This is a genomic window from Hymenobacter sp. 5516J-16 (assembly GCF_022919335.1).
GTDB classification, from domain to species: domain Bacteria; phylum Bacteroidota; class Bacteroidia; order Cytophagales; family Hymenobacteraceae; genus Hymenobacter; species Hymenobacter sublimis.
Genome location: NZ_CP095058.1, coordinates 1,420,541 through 1,438,902, shown reverse-complemented (window position 1 = coordinate 1,438,902; position 18,362 = coordinate 1,420,541). Strand labels below are relative to the sequence as shown.

The window sequence follows — 18,362 nt, the reverse complement described above, 5'->3', positions numbered from 1 at the left end:
GTTTTGCCTTTTTACAACCAATTCCTGCTATGTCTGCTGCTTCTTTCTGCCGTGCCTATCTCCGTTTCGTGTTGGTAGCCGGCAGTGTGGCTAGTAGCCTGGTAGGTAGGACCCAAACGCTGCCAGTGCGCACCAGCAGCCGGGTAGCCCCGGGCCTAGAAGCCAACCGCGCCGGGCGAGCCTTGCGCGTAAGCGTTACCAACCCGGCGGCTTTTCAGCAGTGGCTAACCCAGCACCAACCGCGGGCTGTGGCAACGGCCGAGCCTCGGCACGCCGGGCTCTGGCAGGTGCGCGGCGTTACGCCCGCTGAGCTAACGCAGTGCCCTTGGGTGAGCTTCGTGGAGGTAGCCGACCGCCGGGCCCAACCCGAGCGCCAACTCAACACCGCTGACCTCGCCGCGAATAAAGTTACCACGGTGCATGCGCGCTACCCCGCCTTAGCGGGCCAAGGTCTGACAGTATCGGTCAAGGAAAGTCCGCTGGACATCAATGATATTGACTTTAAAGGCCGCCTGGTTAACCCCGATCCACAGGCCCAGCTGCTGAATTCGCACGCCACCATTATGGCTACACTTATTGCCGGGGGCGGCAACTCCGCCGTGACCGGCAAGGGGCCGCCTGGCAGGCCCGCATTGCACAGTCGAGCTACGATAACTTACTTCCTGACAATACTACTACGCTTGCCAGCCAGGGCGTATCGGTGCAAAACCATTCCTACGGGGTAGCCGTCGAAAACTTCTACGGCCTCGAGGCTCGCGCCTACGACCAGCAGGTACGCCAGCGGCCCGAGCTGCTGCACGTATTCTCCGCTGGTAATTCGGGTAACCAGCCCGCGCCCGCTGGGTCTTACGCCGGCTTGGCGGGGGTAGCCAACCTCACGGGACAGTTCAAAAATTCCAAAAACACACTGAGCGTGGGCGCGACAGATGCGCTGGGCCAAGTAGTACCCCTCAGCTCCCGCGGCCCTGCCGCCGACGGCCGCCTCAAACCGGAGCTAGTAGCTTTTGGCGACGGTGGCACGTCCGACGCGGCGGCTTTGGTGTCGGGTATCAGCCTGCTGGTGCAGCAGGCTTACCGCGACCAGCAGAGCAAGCTGCCCGCGTCGGCGCTGGTGAAAGCTGCCTTGCTAAATGCTGCCGATGATGCCGGCCGACCCAACGTGGATTTTGTGGCTGGCTACGGGCAGGCTGATGCGCTGGGCGCCGTGCAAACCATTCTGGAGCGCCGCTTTGCGGAAGGTTTGGCTACGCAAAGCCAGGAGCAGATTTTTACGATTACCGTTCCAGCCGGAACGCATCGGCTAAAGGCCACGCTGGTTTGGAATGACCCTGAGGCGGCCGCCAATGCTACTACTACGCTCGTTAATGACCTCGACTTGACCCTGGCACGGCCGGCTACGGGGCAACGCTGGCTCCCCTGGACGCTCAGCTCCTTTGCTCATCTGGACTCGTTAGCCCTACCCGCGCGGCGGCAAGCCAATCACCGCGACAATGCCGAGCAGATTACCCTGGACCTACCAACAGCCGGCACCTACGAATTGCGGGTGCGCGGCTACAACGTAGCGCAGGGGCCGCAGGCCTTCAGCTTGGCTTACGAGTTTGAGTCGGGGCTAACGTGGGTACATCCCACGCGGGCCCGCAATCTGCGGGCTGCAGAATCGGCGTTGCTGCGCTGGCAGTGGGCGGGGCCAGCTACGGCGGCCCGCCTGGAGTATCGCCCGGTGGGGCAACCTACCTGGACTATTCTGGCGCCCTCCGTAAACTTAGCCCAGCAAACGTTTCGCTGGACAACGCCCGAAACAACGGAGCTAGCTCAGTTGCGCCTCCTAACCGGCGCAGGTACCGTGGAGTCGGATACGTTCTTCGTGGCCCGGCCGCTGGCCTTGCAGGTTGGCTACAACTGCCCCGATGAAACCCTGCTGACCTGGGCGCGGGTGCCGGGTGCTACCCGCTACCAAGTGTACCAGTTGGGCGCCACTCACCTGCAGCCCTTCCGTTTAGTGGCGGATACCGCTGTGGTGCTTACCGCAGCAGAAGCGGCTACCCGCCACTTTGCCGTGGCTCCCGTCATACAGGGGCGGGTAGGGGAGCGGGGCAGCACCACGGATGTAACGCAGGTAACGCACGGCTGCTACGTGCGCTCCTTTCTACCCCGGCAATTGGTCACGGATACTGTGCGGCTTGATTTAACCCTGGGCACTACTTATCGGCTGCAGGCAGTGGTGTTGGAGCGCCGCCTGGCGGACGGCTCCTTTCAGACAGTCCAGACGATTACCCCGGTGCGCCGCACCAGCCTAGTGCTAACCGACCCTAGTGCCCTGGCCGGCCGGGCTCAGTACCGGGCTCGTCTGGTGCTCACTACGGGGCAACTGCTGTACAGTGCCATCGAGGAAGTGTTTTTTGTGCCCTCAGCCTCCGATGTGCTGGTATACCCGGTGCCGGTGGTGGCGGGCGAACCGCTCACCTTAGTCGGGCCCCGAGACCAGGCCCTGCACATCCGCATATTCGACCTGACGGGCCGTTTGCGGCTGGAGCGCACCACGGATGGGGGTACTATTCAGGCACAGGATACCCATGCGCTAGGGAAAGGTACCTACTTACTCCGTATCAGCGTTGCGGGCAGCCGCGAGGTAACCCGGCGTATTGTGGTGCTGTAGCAAAATCCCTAAACCGTCCTGTCCGTCACCTAAGTATTCTGCTGGACTTGCGGATGCTAGTTTCGCCGTGCTCGGTAGTGAGACAGTCCAGCTATATAAAGGAGAAGCTTCCCTAACGTGTGCGGCCTGCCGTGAGGGAATTGCGTGTGAAAAGGTGCCGCTTTGTAGGTGACTATGCTTCTCGGTAAGGGCTCTGCAGATTGACGCGGCCAAGCAACTACCAGCAGGGGTAAATAAATTGATGACGACGGGTAGCCTCAGTCGTGCGTCATGCATAAGCTAATAGGCAGGATGCAATGGTCAGCCGTCAAACTCTATTACAACAAAAGCCCTGGCTCGGATGAGCCAGGGCTTTTGTTTGCTTACTGCGTACTACCCGAAAGGCTAGTAAACGTAGTTCAGAGCAGTTACGTCGTTGGCATTGAAGGGGCGGTTAGCGCCGCTGCCAATGCAAGCCAGCATCCAGGAGTTAGGATCTGGGCTGGTGGGCGTGCCGGGGATGTGGATGGCGCCAACGGTGCTAGCACCTTCGTTCGTGGCAGCACCACCGCAGCTGTACTGACGGCTCATGTAGTCCGTGTGACGGAAACCGATGCAGTGACCTACTTCGTGAGCCAGAATGGTAGCAATGTACGTGGAGGCATTGGCCGTGCCAATAGCACCAACGTTAACTGAAACCGAGCCGTAAGGGTTGCCGCCCGAAGGGAAGCCAGCCGAAGCCAGGTAGCTAGAACCCGAAGGAGCCGCGTTCATAACGATGTTGCCACCCGAGGTAACGCGGGAGAAACGGAGGCTCAGGTTTTGAGCATTGTAACGACGGATCAGCTCGTCGGTGGCCGTGATGTAGGCCGAAGGCAGGCTGGTCGAAACGCGGATAGTGATGGTGCGGGGCAGACCACCTACCAGGTTGGTGGTGCGGTACTGCTCATCCTGGCCTACGCGCATCATCTTGTAGTCAGGCGTGCTGGCCAGCATTTCGTCGGTCAGCATGATGTCGCCTTCCACGATTACACCACCGGCTACTTTCTGAGCACCAGCCGTCGAGAAACCAAGCGTTTTGATCTGGTTAACAGTCGTCTCCGATACCTCATTTTTTACTTCAACATTGGCTTTTTCCTGACAAGAGGAAAGCGACAAGCTGGTAGCAGCCAACAGGGCGAGGGGGGCGAGTACTTTTAGTGTCTTCATGTGTTTTGGTTGTGGTTAGGTAAAAGAACGCTGTAAACATAGGCTTTCGTTATCGATATTTCAAAACTAAGGCTCTGTAATTGTCAAAATTATATACAAACAAATAGCGCGTTATCAAACTTGCAATCCTTCTACAGTTGAGCAGAAAATAGGATTTATCCGAATTATGAATTTTTGATGAAAATTGATTTTTAATGGCACGAAGCGAATATTTGCCCCAAATGCTCAACCTCTTGAATAGCACTGCTTGGGCCGCTTCAGGCCGCCAATGAACTGATGATATATTTTGAGGCGTTAGTGCCAGCACTGCCCGCCGCCTTGAAATCTGTATCTTTGTCTAGAACCGATTTCAGGCGGAAGGCTACCTTTCGCTTTACCATATAGATCTTTCAGGCCGTGGCTTGCTCATCCTGCTCCTCCTCCGGCGGGGGCTGCTCCACTACATCTGCCAAGGGCTGCGGCTCTAAAGGCAGCTGCAGTAGCGGCTGTACCCGCCTTAATGTATTCGACTGGCTCCAGGACCTGGATATGCCCAGCGACTTTAAAGAGTTTGACCTTGTAGAAGTCCGCTTTAAGGGCGGACGTAAAGACTTTTACCGCAATAAGAGCCGCCTGCCACTCGTCACGGGTGATGCTGTGGTCGTTGAATCGGCCGGCAGCGGCTGGCATCTGGGGCACGTTTCGCTGAAGGGCGAGCTGGTGCGCCTGCAGATGAAAAAAAAGAAAGTGCCTCAGGACTCGAAAGACATCCGTACAATTTTGCGGGTAGCTACCGAGCAGGACGAGGAACGTTGGCAGGCCGTGCGCGACCTGGAGACCGGCACCATGTTCAAGGCCCGCGCCGTGGTAGATGAGCTGCGCCTGAAAATGAAGCTCTCCGACGTGGAGTACCAGGCCGACCGTACCCGGGCAACCTTTTTCTACTCCGCCGACGACCGGGTTGACTTCCGAGACCTGATCAAGCGCCTGGCTGACGAGTTCCGGGTACGGGTAGAAATGCGCCAGATTTCCTTGCGCCACGAAGCCGGCCGCCTCGGCGGTATTGGTTCGTGCGGGCGGGAGCTGTGCTGCTCTACCTGGCTCACCGACTTCAAGAGCGTCAGCACTACCGCCGCCCGCTACCAGAACCTGAGCTTGAACCCCGCCAAGCTCTCGGGCCAGTGTGGGCGCCTTAAGTGCTGCCTGAACTACGAGCTGGATACCTACCTCGATGCCCTAAAGGATATTCCGCAGGTGCAGCGCCCCTTGCTCACGGAGAAAGGGGAGTACACCCTCCAGAAAACCGACATCTTCAAGAAGAAAATGTGGTTTGCCGTGCGCGGCGACAACAACTGGGTGGTAGTACCCACGGAGCGCGTGCGCGAAGTGCTGGACCTAAACAAGCGCGGCGAGAAGCCCGAAAGCCTACTGATGCCCGTGCGCGAGGAGGAAAAAGCCCCTGAGGTTACGGCCATTGTGGAAGGTTCCCTGGAACGCCTCGACGATAAAATAAAAGCCTCCAAACGCAGCAAGCGCGGCAAGAAGAAAAAGGGTTCCGAGGACGTAGCGCCGGTAACGGCCAGCGCCCCCGGGCCGGCCGCTCAAGCGCGCCCCGCCCGAGTGCTACCCCGAGCCCCGCGAAGCAACTGCCCTTCCGGCCACGGCTGCGCCCGAAGGAGAAGCCGCCCCAGCCGGGGAGGAGCGCAGCCGCCCCCGCGGTGCCGCTGCCCGTCCCCTGAACCGGCGGGGCCGGGGCCGGGGTGAGGGCAAGCGCACCGACGCGGGCCGAACCGGGGAAGGAACTTCTACCCCCGCAGGCGCCGCTGATACTGCCCGCCCCCGCGTGAAGCACGTCCGCCGCGGGCCGCCTCCGCCGGCGAAGCGCCAGAAGGCGCGGCTGGGAGAGGTGACACGGGGGAGGGCCGCCGCAACCGTTCGGGCCGGCGGGGTAGTGGTGGCCGCCCGGGCCGTGGTGGTGCAGGTCCTGAGGCCGGGCCTACTTCTTCTCCTGCTGCCTCCTGATGCTGTTGCGTATGCGTTTCCTCTCTCGTGTACTACCGGCCCTGGCGACGGGGCTCCTGCTACTGTCGGCCTGTGACCAAAACCAGGTATTCGAGAAGAATATCGACCTGAAGTCGCCAGCCGGTGACCCCTACGTGTGGGCCGTGCAAGACAAGCCGACCTTTGAGTTCGATATCACCGACACTACCCAACGTTACGATGTGTACTTCAACATCCGCAACGCCGCGGACTACGAGTACTACAACCTGTACGTGAAGCAAACTCTCACGGCCCCGGATGGCAAGCCCGTGTCGCGGCGGCTGCACCAGATGCTACTGCTGGACCCGCAAACCGGCGAGCCGCGCGGCAGCGGTACCGGCGACATTTACGACCACCAGATTCTGGCCTTGCCTAACCAGCAGTTCCGCCAGGTAGGGCGCTATAAGCTCATGCTGGAGCAGTACATGCGCCAGGACCAGCTCCGCGGCATTATGGCTGTGGGCGTGCGCGTGGCCCGGCGGCCAGCCGGCAGCGAGTAACATAACGCGAGGAGCCCGTAGTTTACCAGCAAAAAACCCCGTTCGGCATGCCGAACGGGGTTTTTTGTTAGGTCAAGACAAGAGTCAGGGTCGCTTAGATGCGCTCCACCTTCACAGCGTTCTGGCCCTTTTTGCCATCGATGATATCGAATGATACCCGGTCGTTTTCGCGGATTTCGTGAACGAGGCCCGTCTGGTGCACGAAAATCTCCTGGCCATTTTCATCTTGAACAATGAATCCATAGCCTTTCGACTCATTGAAAAACTTCACTTTACCGGTTTTCATAGCGGAGTGTAAGCGGTTGTGGGGTGAAAGAATGGCGGTAAATCTACATGGTTTTCCAACTTAGCAAAAGTCTGCCGGGCCGAACGCGGGCGAAAGGGCTACGTATGAAAGCCTATTCCAGCTCCTCCATATACCCTCGCCATGACTGATTCATCTAACCCCGCTTCTTCCACGCCCCAACTGCCTACCTCTCCTGCCACGGCTAACAACGAGCCGCAAGCAAGTGGGGTGGCTGCGGAGCAGTCGAGCCTTGAACCCGTGCCCACGGAACTGCAAACACCGGCGAATACCACTGGTCAGCAGCCCTTTGCCCACGACCCCAACCACGAGCAAAACGAGGTAGCTGGCGCCAGCCGGGGCGAGTTTGGCCGGCAATCAGACCAGGGTATTACCCAGGGCGGGTACGGAGCGGAGCTTAGCCGGGGCAACGCTACCTACGCCGGCACTCTGGATACCCCTGTGCCCACTACTGGCTACATTGGGGAGCGGCAGCAGCAGCCCAATGATTTTGTAAGTAATGAAAATGGCAGCTATGGCACCCAGCCCGTCGGTGCTACGGCGCCCAGTGGGTCGGCCGTCGGCACGGATTTCGCCAACGACAATGCGGCTCCCAAGGGCACTGATTCAGGCTATGCAGAGAACTACGGCACATCCTCGCTTGGGGGAGCCCGGGCCGGGAGCGGCCAGCCCGATGCTAGCCACCGCAACCAACAGGAAGACTACAGACCAAACCATCCGGAGGGTGGCCCCGAGGGCCTGCGGACGGGAGTAGCCCCCACCAACACCAGCCAGGGCAGCAACGAGGCCGATGCCACGCCTACCCGCGGCTCGCGCAGTGGCTACCAGGCTGCTGGCTCCCCTGATGCGCAGGGCGGCCAGCAAAGCGGCTTTGGCTCCAAGGGCGGCTCGTATAATGATGAGTACGCCTCGGCTGCTCCCAACGACCAGCAGGCGGGGGCGCCTACCCGCGGTGACTACGACAGCCAGGATGCCGCGCGCAACTACGGCGGCGCTTCCGACGACCGCACCGGCTCCGGCGAAGGCACTGACTATGGTCCCATGCCGACCCGCAGCGGTGGAGCTGACTAATGGTGCTGCCGCCTCACCGCAACAGCCCTGCCCAACCGCTACGTACGGTTGGGCAGGGCTTTTTTAGTGCTTGCGCGTCACGGAAAACAGCTTGCCTTTCTCGTTGCTGAAAATGAAATCCTGTTCATTCACGAACACCAGGGCCTCAGCCTGCCCTGACTCGGGCAGCGCCAAGTTGCTTTTCAAGCCGTCGAAGAGGCGGCGGCCGGGTAGGCGCTCAAACAGGTAGGCCTGCTCGTAACCCAGCAGCACTACACGCTTGCCATCGGGGCTGATATCGGCGCTGGTAACCCAGGTGGGCAATTGCAGGCTGTCGGCTAGGCGGGCCAGGTGGCGCCCCGGCCGCGCCGGCAGCACGTATTGCTTGAGCCAGTGACCTTCACCCCGGTTTTTAGTGAAGAGGTACAGACTGTCCTGGTAATAGTAGAAGGCCTCACAATCGAAGTTGCGCTTGGGCTTGCGGGGCGGGAAGGCCCGCTGATCGGGGTAGCTGAACTCGATGGTGTCAACTTGGTTGAGGCCAGAGCCGCTGAGCCGGTAAATGCACAGATTGCGCCGCTTGTTCTGGTTGTTGCCAAAGTCGCCCAGGTAAAGGCGCTGCTCGTCGTCCTGGGTTAAATCTTCCCAATCGATGTTCTGCAGGGGTGCCAGGTCCAAGGTTTGTAGCAAGTCGCCCTGGCGGGTGATTTTGTACAGGCGGGCCGTATTGCCGCCATCGGCGTGGGTCCACAAGTCGCCCTCGGGGCCGGCTATTTCCAGCCCTGAGCTTTCGGCTACCCGTTGCCGGTCGAGTCGCCCGATTTCCTCTACCTCATATTGGTCCTCCGCGCTGCCAAAGTCGCCCCGACCTTGGTCGGAGCTACAGCCACAGTAAGCTGCAGCCGAAAGGAAAAAGCCGAGAACTAGCTTCTGAGGCGCTGAGAAAGGCATAAAGGACGCATGAAATCTACAACCCGGGCAAATAATAGCCGGAGCTACGGGAGCCTACGCTAAGTAAGCACGTCCCACGGCCGAAAATTACCATTTCCAGCCGGAAGCCGCCGCACTAGCCGCCGCAAAGGTGGTAGTTGCCTCTGCTCGACCTCAGGGTAACTCAGAATCGGCGCGGTTTATAGGCCTTTATTTCAGCTCCAGATAAGGCGCTAGTTTGTCAAAAGTGGTCTGGTCCAGAATCCGAATCTGACGCAGATCAGTGGGCTGCCGAAACGGGCCGTGCTGCTGCCGAAAAGCAACGAGCACGCGGGCCAGGCGCTTGCCAACGTAGGGGTGGGCCTGCAACATCTCGAACGAGGCATTATTAACATCCAACATAGCTGGCGCGAAGCCCGGGGCCACGAAGGTGTACTTGCGCAGGCTGTCCACCAGGTCGGGCGCGTCGCGCAGGGCATAAATCTCGGCGGTTTGCTCCTTGCTTTGGAAGCCCCCGAGTCGCTGCCGGTACTCTATAATGCGCCGCGCGTAGCCCCGGCCAATACCCCGAATTTGCATGAGCTGGGTGGTATCGGCGGCGTTGAGGTCAAAGGCCGCCAAGCGGGTAGGCTTGTGCGGAAACCGGCTTCCCGCGGTTTGCTCAAACGGCTTACGGTCTGGGTACGGGCCGCGGCTGGGGTAGGAGCGGGCCTCGCGCGGAGGTAGCTGATCCGGCAGCTGCATGTAGGGGGCTAGGCGGGCGTACAAGTCGGGTTCCAGGCCGTAGGTCCGTTGAATCTGCTCCTTAGCCCGAAAGCCGCCAATAACCTCCCGGTAGTGGACCATGCGGCGGGCTACGTAGCTCGGCAGGCCCCGGGCTTCCCAGTCGGTAGCCGTAAGCTGGTTGGGGTCGAAGGGAGTTAGCGCAACTTGGGGCACCGGCCTACGCCGCGGGTAGCGGCTGGCAAAGGCCGGCCGGGTAGTGCGCCGGGCCGCTAGTTCCGTAGCCCAAGCGTTGAGCTGCTGCTGGTCGGGGCAGGGTCATAAGCCGGCAAGGCCGGGCGCAATAGGCGAGGAAGCACCAGCCACAGCACGATCAGGCCTAACAACACCACAAAGCCAGAGGTTTCGCGCCGGGAAAAGCCGAAGTAGCGCCGCACGGCACGCAGCACCGGCCAAGAGCCGCGCCTTCGACCAGAAATAGGAGCAGGCCGGGAAGAAGCGGGGCGCGAAGCGGGCATAGCAGAATAAGTAGAGTTTAGTCATAATATTACTGACTTCGCAAATAAACGAAATCAGCGCAACGCTCCACTTTATTTTATTTCTGCTACCCGTGGCGCCTACCGCCGAATCTTCACATCTACATCGTAACGGTAGCGGGGCGGGCCCCCGAGTGGAACGGCAAAGAAAGGCAGAGCCACGTCGTACTGGTCCGTCACGTAAAACACTAGGTCGTTGGAGGCCTTGGAAAGCGAGGTGATTTGCAAGTCCAGGGACAGGCCGTGCTCCTTGTCCGTGATGGGATGGACGCTGTTGGCCCAGCGGTTGTCGCCGCTCACGGTGGCGGAATGACCGTTTTTGGCGACGCTAAAGATTTTCAGGGTCACGTCCCCATCCACGTCGAAGTTGCTTTGCTTAATGCTCACTACCCGGTCGTTCACGAAGGGGTAGAGGTGGGTTTTGGCCTTGAGTTGGGGCGAAAGCCGGAAGCTGTACTCGTAGGTAAAGGCATTTCCACCTTCCACGGGCACGTTCTGGGTAGGCGACGTGCTCAGGAAATATCGGTACAGGTTGCCGTCGTCGCCCTTTTTGCCCTGGGCCACCAGCTTAAACACGTAGCCATCAAACTCCTTGACAAATTCGCCCTCCAGCGGGTTAAGGGGCCCGAAGGTGTACCAGCGGTTGTCATAGGTTTTCTCGGCACCGAAGGCCATTTGCTTCAGCAAGGTACCCGAGCGAAAGTTGCCCTGGGGCTCGGTGCGGCGGGCATCGGGGCCGGAGTGGGCGCCCGGCCCGCCGTAGAGACTGAACTCGGTGGTAGTGTTCCAGCCAAACTTGGCCTCGTCATGCTGTCCGCCGCAGTCGGGGTCAAACAGGCGGATGTAAACCGGCTGGCGGTTTTCCTTCGGAACCAGAAAAAAGAACGTCTGGGTGAAGTCATCGTCGCCCCAGCTTTTATCGGCCTGCGCCCCAAACGTGACCAGGAACGCTACGTTTTCGCCCGGGTTGGGCACGGCCTGGGCCGTGGCCCCGGTGGGCAACAGCATCGTGAAAATCCCCAGAAAGCTCAGCAGTACGTATAGAAAACGAGGCATGCCCCGAAGGTACGCTACCCACTGAATTTTACTTCAATCTGGCCGCGCAAGCACTACGGACATTGACGAAACCGTTTGCGGGGTGTATCATTACAGTCTATTCCGCTTTACCGCCCGTCCACTATGAGCGCCACCGCCCGTCGCACAACTGATTTTCTGGATTCCCTGGCTGCTGAACTGCAGCGGGTACGGGACATCACCAACCGCCGCTTCCGTCCGCTTACTGACGACCAGCTGAACCGGGGGCCGGGGCCGGGCAAATGGAGCGTGGGCCAGTGCCTGGAGCACCTCAACATCGTAGGCGGACTGTACTTGCCGGTAATGAGCCGCAAAATTAAGGCTGCCAAGGAGCGTGGCTCCAAACCGGCGGAGCTGGTAGTACACGGGTTTTTCGGGCAGAAAATGACCGAGGCCATGCGGGTGCCGGCCACCGAAAAAACCATGAAAACGCCCCAGCAGTACGCCCCCAGCGGCTCGCGCCTACCCCGCACGGTGCTGGAGGTGTTCAGCCGCCAACTTGATGAGCTGGACAGCCTGATTGAGCAAACCCGGGACATCAACGCCAACGCCGTGCGTATTCCTAACCCTATTATTCCGCTGCTGCTCCCGCGCCTGACCGACGCCTTGGAACTGCTGGTAGAACACATGAAGCGCCACATCCTGCAGGCCGAGCGGGTGCTGGATGGCCAGCGCATCAACGCCTAACCCAGGAATTTCCCGCGTTGCTTGGTGGACAGCGAACCAGAGGCAGGAAGTATTTTAGAGCGAGTACTGGCCCTCGCCACAGCCCGAATCCCGGGTTGCTCCGCTTGGAGTGGCCGGGGATTCGGGCTGTAGGGGTTGCCGCGGCGAAAAGAAAAAGAGCTTTTTAGCGAGGAGCTGTATGGAATCAGCGCGGCCCCGGCATCAGCTGTTTACCAATTTGCCCGCCTGATCCGTTCTACCCCTATGCGTCCTTTCCTGTTAAGCTTGCTGGCCGTGCTGCTGCTGTTTTCCGCGGGCTCCTCCCAAACTACCCCGCCTGGCAACGGCCCCAGCGGCAACCCGGCTACCTGGAAAAAGATAGACCAACTGCTGGCCAAAGACCAGACAGCTTCGGCTGCCAAGCTGCTGGAGCCCCTGTACCAGCAAGCCCGCCGCCAGCAGAACACACCCGAGCACCTACGGGCCTTGCTCTATAAGCTGCGCCTGCTGGAAGCCCGGGAGGAGGAGGCCGATGTGCAGGCGATTCAGTTGGTAGAGCAGGACTTGAAAACGGCGCAATTTCCGGCCCGGCCGGTGCTGCACAGCCTGCTGGCCCAGCTCTATGAGCGCTACTACCAGGGGCACCGCTACCAACTCTACGACCGGACGCGCACCCAACCCGATACCGCCGACCAAAGTCGCACCGACCTGCGCACCTGGGATGCCGCCCGCTTGGGTGCGGCCGTAATTCGGCACTACCGGGCCTCGGTGCAGGACGAGCCCCGCCGCCAGCAGCAGCTAAAATTAACTACCCTGGGCTCCCTCAGCCGGGGCGGCAGCACTGAGGGTCGCGCCCTGCGCCCCACGCTGTATGAGTTGCTGGCCCACCGCGCCGTGGAAGGCCTTCGCAACGATGAATACTACGTAACCCGGCCGGCTCAGCAGTTCCAGCTGACGGATGCGGCCTTGTTTGGTTCGGCTGCGGAATTTACCCGCCTAAAACTGCAGGCCCCAGTAGCCGACTCGCTCAATGGGCAGTTCCATGCTCTGCAGGTCCTTCAGCAGCTACTGGCTTTCCGCCTGCAAGATGCCGCCAACCCCGCCGCCCTGGCCGATGCCGACCGGTTGCGCCTGGAATTCGTGCACGAGCACTCGGAGCTGCCCAACAAAGCCGAGCTATACCGCACTGCCCTAGCCCGCGCCGCCGAAATGTACAAGGTCCTACCCATCAGTGCGGAGTTCCGGGTGCTGGAAGCCGGTACCTGGCAGGAAACCAACCCCGCTAAAGCCCACGAGCTGGCCGTAGCGGCCGCCACGCAGTTCCCAAAGTCGCGGGGAGGACGGCAAGCGGCGGCCCTGCGGCAGCAGTTGGAGCGCATGGAGCTAGGTTTTACTGCCGAGGAGGTGCTGCTGCCCAATCAACCCTGGTTGCTGCGCCTGATGGTGCGCAACGTCCCGCGCCTCTACGCCACGGCCTACCGCATCAACAACGCTCAAGTTCTGCGCCAGCTGGAGCGGCCGGAACTCCAGCAGGATAAAACCTGGCGCCAGCGCTACGCCCGGGCCTTGGCCGCCAAGCCCGCCGCTACCTGGACCCTCGACGCACTTGGCCCCCAGGACTTTCGCAGCCACACCGTGCAGTACGCCGGGCCGGCTTTGCCGCTGGGGCACTACCTCATTGTGCTCAGCACCGCTGCCAACAATCCCAACAAGGAACAGCCCGGCGCGGTTACCACCTACGGTCAGGTGCAAGTGAGCGAGCTAAGCTACGTGCGCCGCAGCGCCGGCCGTACCGCCGGCCCCGAGTTGCTGGTGTTGCACCGCCAGAACGGCGCGCCCCAGGCCGGCGTGCGGGTACTGCCCTTTCTCGCTACCTATAATCAGGCGGCTCGTCACATGGAAGTGCGGCGGGGCAGCCTGATCAAACTACCACCGGGGGCAGGTGAAAATTCCCCTTAGCACTTCGTCAGACTACACGCAGTTCAGTCCGGCACTGTTGAGCTACGGTGCTGACTCCCTCTGGACGGAGGACCTGGGCAATTTTTACTCCCGGAATAATCAGCCGCAACAACCAGAAAGTCGTCCGCGCTGGCATTTATTTCTGTACACCGACCGCGCCATTTACCGCCCGGGCCAAACGGTGTACTTCAAAGGCATTCTTACCGAAACCATTCGGGCTGTCACGCGGCCCTTCACGAAGCATGGGGTTGCCGTAGAGCTAAAGGACGTGAATGGCCAGACGGTGAAGACCCTGAAATTTACAACCAATGACTTCGGCTCCTTTCACGGCTCCTTTGTGCTGCCCACGGGTTTGCTAAACGGCGAAATGTCGTTGCAGACGCAGTACGGCAGCCAAAGCTTCGCCGTGGAGGACTACAAGCGGCCTACCTTCCAGGTCGCGTTTGAGCCAGTGAAAGGCGTGCCCGTGCTGAGGCAGGAGGTAACGGTGCGCGGCACGGCCACGGCCTACGCCGGCCAGCCCATTGACGGGGCCACGGTGCGCTACCGAGTGGTGCGGCGCACGTTCTGGCCCCTGTACGGCCGCAGCATCTACGGCAATAGCCGGCCCGAGCAGGAAATTCTGAGTGGTACCACTCGCACCGATTCGGCCGGAGGCTTCGCGGTAACGTTCCTTGCCAAAGGGGAGGTTCTGCAACAAAGCAAGCGCGGTGGCTGGGCCCCTGGCTATGTGTTCGAGGTAACGGCCGACGTGACGGACGCCGCCGGCGAAACCCGCACCGGCACTCAGCGCGTGAGCCTGGGCACCGAGGCCCTGACGCTACGCCTGGAGCTACCCGAGTTGCTTAACCGCGCCCAGTTGCCCACGCCCCGCCTCATCAGCACCAATGCCGCCGGCGAGGCCCAGCCCGCCAAAGGTCAGCTGCGCCTTTACCGCCTCACGCCACCCACCCGCGCCCTGCGCCCCCGCCTCTGGGAGCGGCCCGAGCGCGAGGCCCTGAGCCAAGAAGAGTTCAAGCGCCGCTTCCCGCTGGATGCCTATGGCAAGGAAGACAACGACAGCACCTGGGCCCGCACCCTGGTGCTTACGCAGGACTTCGACACCGACAAAACCCCGCTGCTGCCCGCCCTGCAAACCGCCCTGGCCACTCAAACGCCGGGCCGCTACCTGCTGGAAGCCACGGCTAGCCTAGGAGCGGCCGGTCAGCCTGCGGCCCGCACGGAGCAGCGGTTTACCCTCTTCGACCCCACCACTACTACCCTGCCCGTACCCACAGCCAACTGGTTTGTGCCCCTGCAAGACAGCGTAGCGCCCGGCCAAACGGCCCGCTTTCTGGTGGGTAGCTCTCAGGAGGGCGCCCGAGTGCTGCTGGAAGCCGAAGCCAAGGGCGAAACCCTGCACCACCAGTGGCTGACGCTACGCGCCAATGAGCAGCGCGTGGTGGCAATACCCGTGCCCGCCGCCCTCGGTGAAACCCAACTTTACGTGCACCTCACCCAAGTGCGCGATAACCGCCTCTACACCCACATGGCCCCAGTGCAGGTAGCCACGCCGCCCGCCCCGCTGGTGCTCAGCATTGCTACCTTCCGTGATAAGCTACAGCCCGGCCAGAAGGAAACCTGGCGCGTCACCATTCACCAGACCGATGGCAAACCCGCCGACGCCGAGCTGCTGGCCACGCTCTATGATAAGTCGTTGGACATATTCCGGCCCCACGATTTCGCCGCCCCGAAGTTCTACCAGCCTTATTTCCCCCCACACTGGCCTGGAACGGCCACTTCGGGACGGAGGATGGGGTGGAGCTGTTCAACCGATACGTTGCCTCATATTACCCGGCTGCCATTCGCTACCCGCATCTGAATATGTGGGGATTATGGGGCAACGATGAAATTCCGGACCAAGAGGAATCAAAAGATAAAGTAGTAGCCTTGAAAACCATAAGAGGCAACACTGATAATCCTGCTGACTTAGCCGGTTTAGAATCTAGTGAAGGCGCTATGGCCGTTGCTGATCAGGAAATGGCTCCAATGGCCGCCGCTGTATCTGCTCCTAGAATCCAAGTGCGCGGGGTAGTACGGTCGGCTAAGTTCCGAGAAACTACTAATAGTGGCTCCACGCCTGCCGCCTCTCAACCCGACCTCAGTGGCGTGCAGGCTCGCAAGGATTTTCGCGAAACAGCTTTCTGGATGCCCGCCGTGCGTACTAATGCCCAGGGCGAAACTGTGCTGGAATTTCAACTGCCCGAAGCCGTGACGCGCTGGCAGCTGCTGGCCCTAGCCCACGACCAGCAGCTACGCACCGGCCTGCTGCGCCAGGAGCTAGTAACGCAGAAGAGCCTGCAGGTAACACCCAACGCCCCGCGCTTTTTCCGGGAAGGCGACCAGCTGACTTTCTCGGCCAAACTCAGCAACCTCACCGCCCAGGCCCTCAACGGTACAGCCCAACTTCTTCTGCTCGATGCCCGCACCCAACAGCCCCTAGAAAACCAAGTGTTACGCGGCCCCGCGCAGGTAAAATTCAGCCTCCGCGGCAACCAGAGCCAAGCTGTCAGCTGGAACCTTACCCTGCCCGAAACTGCCGAAGACCAGCTCCCCATCGAGGCCATAACCTACCGCGTAGTGGCGCGGGCGGAAGTGGCTAGTCAGTCTGAAAAAGGCAAGACCGACCGTAAGCTTCGTAAGAAGTCAAAGGGTAGAGAATCAGCGGCTCAAAACCAAGGCACGGTAGAAGACGGGGAAGAAAATACGCTGCCAGTGCTGCCTAACCGCCTGCTCATTACCGAAAGTCTGCCGCTGGCGGTGGTGGGCCCGGCTGCTCGGGAGTTTGAGTTGAAGAAGCTCACCAGCACTACCTCCAGCACCCGCCGCAACTACTCGCTCACGCTGGAAATGACGCCTAACCCGGCCTGGTACGCCGTGCAGGCATTGCCCTACCTTATGGAGTACCCCTACGAGTGCTCCGAGCAGACCTTCTCCCGCCTCTATGCCAACCTGCTGGCCGCCAAAATTCTGCAGAGCAACCCGCAGCTGCGCACCGTGCTGGCTGAGTGGCAGCGGGCCGCTCAGGCCGGCGACAAAGCTGCCCTGAGCAGCAAGCTGGAGCAAAACCAGGAGCTGAAAGCCTTGCTACTGCAGGAAACGCCCTGGGTGCGCGACGCTCAGAACGAAACCGAGCGGATGCGCCGCCTTGCCGAGCTATTTGATGAGCCCCGCCTGAAAGCCGAAACTGCCCGTGCCCTCACCAAGCTCCGCCAAATGCAGCTACCCGACGGGGCCTTCCCTTGGTTTGAACGCATGCCCGCCGACCGCTACATCACCCAGCTCATTGTGGCCGGCTTCGGCAAGTTGCAGAAACTAGGCGCTTTCGAGGCCCAACAAGACCCACAGGCCCGGCAAATTCTGCAGAACGCCGTGGCCTACCTGGATGGGGAGCTGCAGCGCGACTACACCCAGCTCCGCAAGCAGCCGAAAGTAGACCTTAAGCAAGACCACCTTACCGACTTGCAAGTGCAGGCCTTGTGCGCCCGCAGCTTCTGGCCGGCGCTGGCCGTGCGTAAGGAGGCCCAGCCGGCGCAGGCGTACTATCAGCAGCAAGCCGCTACCTATTGGCTCGGTCGTACGCGCTACGTGCAGGCGTTGGCGGCCCTGGCGTTGCACCGCGCCAAAACCCAGCCCGCTGCCGTTAAGCGCATCCTTACGGCCCTGCAGGAAAATGCCCTGCACTCGCCTGAATTGGGCATGTATTGGAAAGAGGTGCGCGGCGGCTACTACTGGCGCGAAGCCCCTACCGAAACCCAAGCTACCCTCATTGAGGCTTTTGATGAAGTACTGAACGACCAGAAAGCTGTGGATGAAATGAAGCTGTGGCTACTTAGCCAAAAGCGCGTGCAGAACTGGGCAAGCACCCGTGCCACCGCCGATGCCTGCTACGCCCTGCTACTGCGCGGTTCCAATTGGCTGCAACCCACCAAGCCCCTGCAGGTAGCGGTAGGAGGGAAAGCCGTGCAGCCTACCAGTCAGCAGGCTGGCACCGGCTACTACAAAGTAACCTGGCCCGCCACCGAAATTAAGCCTGCCCAAGGCCGCGTAACGGTGCAGAAGCCCGATGCCGGCGTGGCCTGGGGCGCCTTGTACTGGCAGTACTTTGAGCAGCTAGATAAGATTACGCCCGCCGCCACGCAGCTGCAACTGGAGCGCCGCCTCTACCGGGAGCAGCGCACCGCTGCCGGCCCCGTACTGGAGCCCCTCACCGCGGCCACGCCCCTGCGCGTCGGCGACGTGCTGGTGGTACGCCTGGTACTACGCGCCGACCGAGACCTGGAGTACGTGCACCTCAAAGACCAGCGCGCCGCCGGCCTGGAGCTCATCGGCCAGACTTCTGGCTACCGTTACCAGGGCGGCCTGGGCTATTATGAAAGCCCCCGCGACGCGGCCACCAACTTCTTTATCAGCTACTTTTCTAAGGGCACCCACACCTTTGAGTACCGCCTGCGGGCGGCCCAGGCCGGCAATTTCTCGGGCGGCCTCTCGCAGCTGCAGTGTCTCTACGCCCCGGAGTTTACGACCCACTCGGCAGGCGTGAGGCTACAGATTGCCGCCCAGCCCTAACGGCTGCCGGGTGGTAGTATCGGCGGAAGGAGCTGTACTATACCTGCAGATTATCTGAACTTTAGCAGAGCGTTTTGAGCCAAGCCTTTGTGAATAGTACATTTGCCGCTCGTTTATTTATCAGGAAGGATGAAGTTGATGCATAAACT

16 protein-coding genes are annotated in these 18,362 nt (G+C 60.9%); 10 read left to right on the top strand and 6 right to left on the bottom strand.

The features are described 5' to 3' along the window. Positions 1-29 precede the first annotated feature (29 nt). Together MUN84_RS07000 and MUN84_RS06995 are read left to right on the top strand one after the other, a co-directional pair. On the top strand, positions 30-725 hold the full coding sequence (locus tag MUN84_RS07000) for a hypothetical protein (RefSeq protein WP_244697229.1): 696 nt from the start codon (positions 30-32) through the stop codon (positions 723-725). After that, positions 632-2,656 (top strand): S8 family peptidase, encoded by a 2,025-nt coding sequence (locus tag MUN84_RS06995; protein WP_244698700.1) that lies wholly within the window; start codon positions 632-634, stop codon positions 2,654-2,656. Before MUN84_RS07000 ends, MUN84_RS06995 begins: the two co-directional genes overlap by 94 nt. Positions 2,657-3,040: 384 nt before the next feature. On the opposite strand, the gene MUN84_RS06990 is transcribed toward MUN84_RS06995, so the two are convergent. Further along, entirely contained in the window at positions 3,041-3,844 is an 804-nt protein-coding gene (locus MUN84_RS06990) for a M57 family metalloprotease (RefSeq protein ID WP_244697228.1), read from the bottom strand. 528 nt (positions 3,845-4,372) lie between these two features. On the opposite strand from MUN84_RS06990, the gene MUN84_RS06985 reads away from it, so the two are divergent. The 3 genes from MUN84_RS06985 to MUN84_RS06975 all read left to right on the top strand — a co-directional run bounded on the left by MUN84_RS06985 (position 4,373) and on the right by MUN84_RS06975 (position 6,363). Then, the gene (locus MUN84_RS06985) at positions 4,373-5,587 is read left to right on the top strand and encodes a stage 0 sporulation family protein (RefSeq protein WP_244697227.1); all 1,215 of its coding nucleotides are present in this window, start codon (positions 4,373-4,375) and stop codon (positions 5,585-5,587) included. Between the two features lie 79 nt (positions 5,588-5,666). Next, the gene (locus MUN84_RS06980) at positions 5,667-5,921 is read left to right on the top strand and encodes a hypothetical protein (RefSeq protein WP_244697226.1); all 255 of its coding nucleotides are present in this window, start codon (positions 5,667-5,669) and stop codon (positions 5,919-5,921) included. Further along, complete coding sequence (locus MUN84_RS06975; RefSeq protein WP_244697225.1) at positions 5,857-6,363, top strand: gliding motility lipoprotein GldH; 507 nt, start codon at positions 5,857-5,859, stop codon at positions 6,361-6,363. The genes MUN84_RS06980 and MUN84_RS06975 overlap by 65 nt, the downstream gene beginning before the upstream one ends. A gap of 94 nt (positions 6,364-6,457) precedes the next feature. On the opposite strand, the gene MUN84_RS06970 is transcribed toward MUN84_RS06975, so the two are convergent. Further along, positions 6,458-6,649 carry a cold-shock protein gene (locus MUN84_RS06970; RefSeq protein WP_044003100.1) on the bottom strand — a complete coding sequence of 64 codons (192 nt, stop codon included), beginning with the start codon at positions 6,647-6,649 and terminating at the stop codon, positions 6,458-6,460. Positions 6,650-6,790: 141 nt separating this feature from the next. Between MUN84_RS06970 and MUN84_RS06965 the strand changes: the two genes are divergently transcribed. Then, positions 6,791-7,738, top strand: a complete 948-nt coding sequence (locus tag MUN84_RS06965) for a hypothetical protein (RefSeq protein ID WP_244697224.1) — start codon at positions 6,791-6,793, stop codon at positions 7,736-7,738. Positions 7,739-7,801: 63 nt separating this feature from the next. Here the strand turns inward: MUN84_RS06965 and MUN84_RS06960 are convergent, their stop codons facing one another. The 4 genes from MUN84_RS06960 to MUN84_RS06945 form a co-directional block, all read right to left on the bottom strand. Next, on the bottom strand, positions 7,802-8,668 hold the full coding sequence (locus MUN84_RS06960; RefSeq protein ID WP_244697223.1) for a hypothetical protein: 867 nt from the start codon (positions 8,666-8,668) through the stop codon (positions 7,802-7,804). A gap of 189 nt (positions 8,669-8,857) precedes the next feature. Next, positions 8,858-9,586, bottom strand: a complete 729-nt coding sequence (locus MUN84_RS06955) for a ComEA family DNA-binding protein (protein WP_244697222.1) — start codon at positions 9,584-9,586, stop codon at positions 8,858-8,860. A gap of 56 nt (positions 9,587-9,642) precedes the next feature. Continuing rightward, positions 9,643-9,888 carry a hypothetical protein gene (locus MUN84_RS06950; protein WP_244697221.1) on the bottom strand — a complete coding sequence of 82 codons (246 nt, stop codon included), beginning with the start codon at positions 9,886-9,888 and terminating at the stop codon, positions 9,643-9,645. A gap of 99 nt (positions 9,889-9,987) precedes the next feature. Then, complete coding sequence (locus tag MUN84_RS06945) at positions 9,988-10,962, bottom strand: hypothetical protein (protein WP_244697220.1); 975 nt, start codon at positions 10,960-10,962, stop codon at positions 9,988-9,990. A gap of 123 nt (positions 10,963-11,085) precedes the next feature. Between MUN84_RS06945 and MUN84_RS06940 the strand changes: the two genes are divergently transcribed. The 4 genes from MUN84_RS06940 to MUN84_RS06925 all read left to right on the top strand — a co-directional run bounded on the left by MUN84_RS06940 (position 11,086) and on the right by MUN84_RS06925 (position 18,213). Further along, positions 11,086-11,667: a DinB family protein gene (locus MUN84_RS06940; protein WP_244697219.1), complete on the top strand. Its 582-nt coding sequence runs from the start codon at positions 11,086-11,088 to the stop codon at positions 11,665-11,667. Positions 11,668-11,910: 243 nt separating this feature from the next. Continuing rightward, positions 11,911-13,605, top strand: a complete 1,695-nt coding sequence (locus MUN84_RS06935; protein WP_244697218.1) for a hypothetical protein — start codon at positions 11,911-11,913, stop codon at positions 13,603-13,605. Next, positions 13,589-15,466, top strand: coding sequence for an MG2 domain-containing protein (locus tag MUN84_RS06930; protein ID WP_244697217.1), 1,878 nt, complete (start codon positions 13,589-13,591; stop codon positions 15,464-15,466). Before MUN84_RS06935 ends, MUN84_RS06930 begins: the two co-directional genes overlap by 17 nt. A gap of 137 nt (positions 15,467-15,603) precedes the next feature. Next, on the top strand, positions 15,604-18,213 hold the full coding sequence (locus MUN84_RS06925; RefSeq protein WP_244697216.1) for an alpha-2-macroglobulin family protein: 2,610 nt from the start codon (positions 15,604-15,606) through the stop codon (positions 18,211-18,213). The last annotated feature ends 149 nt before the right edge of the window (positions 18,214-18,362 follow it).

Coding starts and splice junctions, on each gene's coding strand:
- MUN84_RS07000 (WP_244697229.1), top strand. CDS start 30: ATGTCTGCTGCTTCTTTCTGCCGTGCCTATCTCCGTTTCGTGTTGGTA.
- MUN84_RS06990 (WP_244697228.1), bottom strand. CDS start 3,844: ATGAAGACACTAAAAGTACTCGCCCCCCTCGCCCTGTTGGCTGCTACC.
- MUN84_RS06985 (WP_244697227.1), top strand. CDS start 4,373: ATGCCCAGCGACTTTAAAGAGTTTGACCTTGTAGAAGTCCGCTTTAAG.
- MUN84_RS06975 (WP_244697225.1), top strand. CDS start 5,857: ATGCGTTTCCTCTCTCGTGTACTACCGGCCCTGGCGACGGGGCTCCTG.
- MUN84_RS06970 (WP_044003100.1), bottom strand. CDS start 6,649: ATGAAAACCGGTAAAGTGAAGTTTTTCAATGAGTCGAAAGGCTATGGA.
- MUN84_RS06965 (WP_244697224.1), top strand. CDS start 6,791: ATGACTGATTCATCTAACCCCGCTTCTTCCACGCCCCAACTGCCTACC.
- MUN84_RS06960 (WP_244697223.1), bottom strand. CDS start 8,668: ATGCCTTTCTCAGCGCCTCAGAAGCTAGTTCTCGGCTTTTTCCTTTCG.
- MUN84_RS06950 (WP_244697221.1), bottom strand. CDS start 9,888: ATGCCCGCTTCGCGCCCCGCTTCTTCCCGGCCTGCTCCTATTTCTGGT.
- MUN84_RS06945 (WP_244697220.1), bottom strand. CDS start 10,962: ATGCCTCGTTTTCTATACGTACTGCTGAGCTTTCTGGGGATTTTCACG.
- MUN84_RS06940 (WP_244697219.1), top strand. CDS start 11,086: ATGAGCGCCACCGCCCGTCGCACAACTGATTTTCTGGATTCCCTGGCT.
- MUN84_RS06935 (WP_244697218.1), top strand. CDS start 11,911: ATGCGTCCTTTCCTGTTAAGCTTGCTGGCCGTGCTGCTGCTGTTTTCC.
- MUN84_RS06925 (WP_244697216.1), top strand. CDS start 15,604: ATGGCCGTTGCTGATCAGGAAATGGCTCCAATGGCCGCCGCTGTATCT.